Genomic DNA, 3,551 nt, shown 5'->3' with positions numbered 1-3,551 from the left:
GCGAAACGGCGGATCTGATGAGATCAAGAATCTTCGGCTCGTTCACTCCGAATGCCATCGTCAGCTTCATTCGGGCGATGGCGGTAACAAACAACAGATCCTGTGAAGTCTATGGGCTTGCTTGAGCCGTGGTGCTTGGAAACAAGCATGCCCGGTTCTCAGGGGGCCGGGTTACGGCAACGTGACCCGGCTACCCGACGACTGGCGAGGCATCGCCACCCGCTACGACAAAACGCCCGAAAGCTACCTCGCCGCTCTCCACTTACGCGCAGCGATCATCTGGATCCGCAGCCTCGAAACCACATCATGATCACAACCAAAGACAGGCCCTAGCCCGCGCCCTCGCCCGCGACCCCCGCCTACTCCTGCTCGACGAGCCGTTCACCGGCCTGGACACCCCCGTCCGCGACGAACTGCGGCGCGAACTGCGCCGTCTGCAACAGGGCACCGCCCCCACAACCGTGATCATCACCCACGATCCCGAGGAGGCAGCCCTCCTCGCCGACGAGACACTCATCGTCGCAGGCGGCCAGCTCCTGCAAGCCGGAGACCAACGGGATGTCTTCGCCCACCCCGCCACCCCAGAGGCCGCCCGCCTGCTCGGCATCCGCAACCTACACCCCGGACGCATCGCCGACCCCCACACCATCGAGGTCGACGGCACCCGCATCACCGTGGCTACCACCGACCTCCCCGCGGGCACCCCCGTCACCCGGTGCATCCGACCCGAGGACATCCGCCTCACCGACACCGGCGGCCACCCGGCCACCATCCTCGACACCGTGCACCTGGGCGCCATCACCGAACTGCGCGCCGCGCTGCCCACCGGACACGAACTCAGCATCGCTGTCACCACCCAGGCCATGCCGCCAACCACCGGCGGCTGCCGGATCCACCTGCCCCCCGAAGCCATCACCGTCTGGCCCGCACCCCCCGACGACACCCGGCCAACACCGGCGTCCAACACCGCCCCGTCCCGCGCCAACTGAACGGAACCGGACGCGCCGCTCGGCGCCGACGCGGCGACAGGCCGTCAGGCGTGTCGATACGAAGGTTAGGGCGACCGAGGAGGCAAGCAAATGCTCCGGAGGCCGAGGCCGGCCACAGCCCCTCGGCGGCCTCGCAGCGCCCATGGGCATTACCCGAACCCGAACGGATAACCAGACTGATCAGGCTTTTCCGGCGGTCACCGAAGAGGGACGGGACCAGCGCGGGCCCCGTCGTGGCAGTCTGCACCACCACCGCACGAAGCCCCGGTCATCCGCCACGGGGGAGGCGGATGACCGGGGCCGTCATGTGCCGCACCAAGATGCGGCCCCACCCCGATCGGCATTACCCTCCACGGGAACGCCAGAGCGGGACAGGAACTCGCCCACGGTTCGGGTCCGCGGCGAAGGACGGTCACTGCCTGAGCAGCACGTCCATTTACTACAGCGCCCCCGGGCCCAGAAGTGTCACACCTGGCAGCAGCGATTTCTGAAAAATCGCAACGCCCGATGCCCTCGCCACGCCCACGAGGGCTGGACGCGGTGTTTGTTCCAAAGCATGCATGGGTCAGCCCGGACAACCGCCACGACAATCAGCGAGAGCGGGACTGCCATGAGCACCCGGCCTGATGCCCGTTTCAGGCGGTGGCGATGCGCACCTTTTTAGAGCTGCATCGCCGATTACGTTCTGCGTGAGGGTCCCGTCGATCGCTCCATTGACCTTCACTGACCAGCTCAGGACGTGTCGGCCAGTGAAGCGATCAGAAAGAGCTCGCCGTCGCCCGGTTGCTGCTGCCCGCTATCCGTAGGAGAGGTCGGAGCAGAGGTTGTGGTTGGCGGAGCGCGCCTGGGCGGTGATGGTGGTGGGGAGGGATGTGGGTGCGGCCGGGGTGGCGGGTGTGGTGGGGGTGTTGGCGTAGTCCTGGCCGGTGACGAGGTTGATTTGCGCGCCCGGGATGGGCTGCAGTTCAGCGCCGGGGAAGAGCCTGGCGAGGGTCTGGGCTCGGGATTTGAGGCCGGCGCCGTACTCGATGACGGTGGTGGCGTGGTCCTGTGAGCGGGCTGTTGCGGTGCCGGTGACGGTGAACTGGTGGTTGTGCAGGAGTTCGGTGGCGCGGGTGGCGAGCCCGTTGGTGGTGGTGCCGTTGTACACGGCGACGGCGACGCCGGCTCCTTCGACGGGCTTCGTGCTGGGCGTGGGGGCCGGGCCAGGCGTCTTCCGGCCGGTGGTGTGGCCGTCGAGGGTGCGGTCGGCTTTGAGGGTGGCCCAGAGGTTGTCGACGTCGGGGTGCACGAGGTCGATGCGGGCCCCGTCGTAGCGCCAGGGGGCCGTGAGGAACTGGATGTCGGCGAGGTCGATGTTCTTCAGTGACATGGCGAACGACAGGAGTTTGGCCGCCGAGCCGAGGCCGGGGTCGACAGTGAGGGATCTGGTCGCCGCGTTGGCGAGTGGGAGCAGGGTGGTGGGGCTGAAGCCTTTCTTCTTGACCTGGGTGATGAGGCTGGAGATGAAGGCCTGTTGGCGTTTGGTGCGGCCGATGTCGGAGCCGTCGCCGATGCCGTGGCGCAGCCTCACGTAGTCCAGGGCGGCTTTTCCGGATACCTTCTGTTCGCCCTTGTGGTAGATGAGATTGCCCCGTGTGGTGCGGTTGGGGTTGAGATCGTTTTGGTAGATGTCGTTGGGGAGGCAGACCGGTACGCCGCCGACTGCTTGGGTCATGGTGGCGAAGCCCTCGAAGTTGACGACGACGGTGTGTTCGATGCGCAGACCGGTCAGCGCTTCGACGGTGTTCTGGGTGCAGGCGGGGTTGCCGGCCGCGGTGCTGCCCAGTGAGAACGCGGCGTTGAACATGGTGTTCTGGCGGGGGGCTGTCCAGGTTCCGTCGGGTAGCAGGCAGGGCGGTATGTCGACGAGGGAGTCACGCGGTATTGATACGCCGACCGCGTGACGGTGGTCGGCGTAGACGTGCAGCAGGATGGTGGTGTCGGAGCGGCCGACGGCGCCGGTGCCCCCGCCGAGTGTCGCGTTGTCACCGGAGCGGCTGTCGGAGCCGATGAGCAGGATGTTCTGCGCGTCTCCGGGGGTGTCCTGGGGGCGCTGGTGGCTGAGGCCCTTGCCGTTGAAGGTGCTGATGTTGCCGTTCAGCCGCATATACAGTGCGCCGGCGGCGGCCAGGGCCAGTACGGCCATCGATGCCATGATCGTCAGGAACAGCTTCTTTCGGCTGCGCGCGCGGCGCCGGGCGCGGCTGCGGGGGGCAGGTGCGTGCCCGCGGGTGGGTCGCTGTGGTGCGCGGCGCCGGGATCGGGCCGGCTCGGGCGGTGGGGTGTCGGGTGTGTGGTGCTGGCCTGTCATCGATCACGCAATCGTCCGGGCGCCCGGGTCGGTGGGCGACGCTCTGTCCCTGTCGGTGGCGAGGTGCGCGGGTGATGGTGATGGGGGTCAGGCAAGAATCGGGACCAGGCCTATGGCGAAGACGGCGTAGAACCCAGCGGCCACGGTGAGGCGTGCGGGGGTGAGCTGGTGGGCGCGCATGGAGGCCAGGAGGTAGCCGATCGCGGCCA

Annotated in this window: 3 protein-coding genes and 1 pseudogene; 3 read left to right on the top strand and 1 reads right to left on the bottom strand. The window is 67.6% G+C overall.

The window, feature by feature from the left end; translation table 11 throughout:
• The 3 genes and pseudogenes from FCI23_RS64540 to FCI23_RS62895 all read left to right on the top strand — a co-directional run.
• On the top strand, nucleotides 1-106 hold a 106-nt coding region (locus tag FCI23_RS64540; RefSeq protein WP_136731612.1), incomplete at its 5' end, for an HNH endonuclease.
• A gap of 96 nt (nucleotides 107-202) precedes the next feature.
• Nucleotides 203-310, top strand: a pseudogene (locus FCI23_RS54570) (IS5/IS1182 family transposase); the annotation flags it as partial.
• Between the two features lie 151 nt (nucleotides 311-461).
• Nucleotides 462-989, top strand: coding sequence for a TOBE domain-containing protein (locus FCI23_RS62895; protein ID WP_169317473.1), 528 nt, complete (start codon nucleotides 462-464; stop codon nucleotides 987-989).
• A 796-nt stretch (nucleotides 990-1,785) separates the two neighbouring features.
• On the opposite strand, the gene FCI23_RS54560 is transcribed toward FCI23_RS62895, so the two are convergent.
• The gene (locus FCI23_RS54560) at nucleotides 1,786-3,177 is read right to left on the bottom strand and encodes an LCP family protein (protein ID WP_322974068.1); all 1,392 of its coding nucleotides are present in this window, start codon (nucleotides 3,175-3,177) and stop codon (nucleotides 1,786-1,788) included.
• Nucleotides 3,178-3,551 lie beyond the last annotated feature (374 nt).

The sequence above is a fragment of the Actinacidiphila oryziradicis genome, from assembly GCF_005047355.1.
In the GTDB taxonomy this organism is placed as follows: Bacteria; Actinomycetota; Actinomycetes; order Streptomycetales; family Streptomycetaceae; genus Actinacidiphila; species Actinacidiphila oryziradicis.
This window is presented reverse-complemented; position numbering and strand designations above follow the sequence as displayed.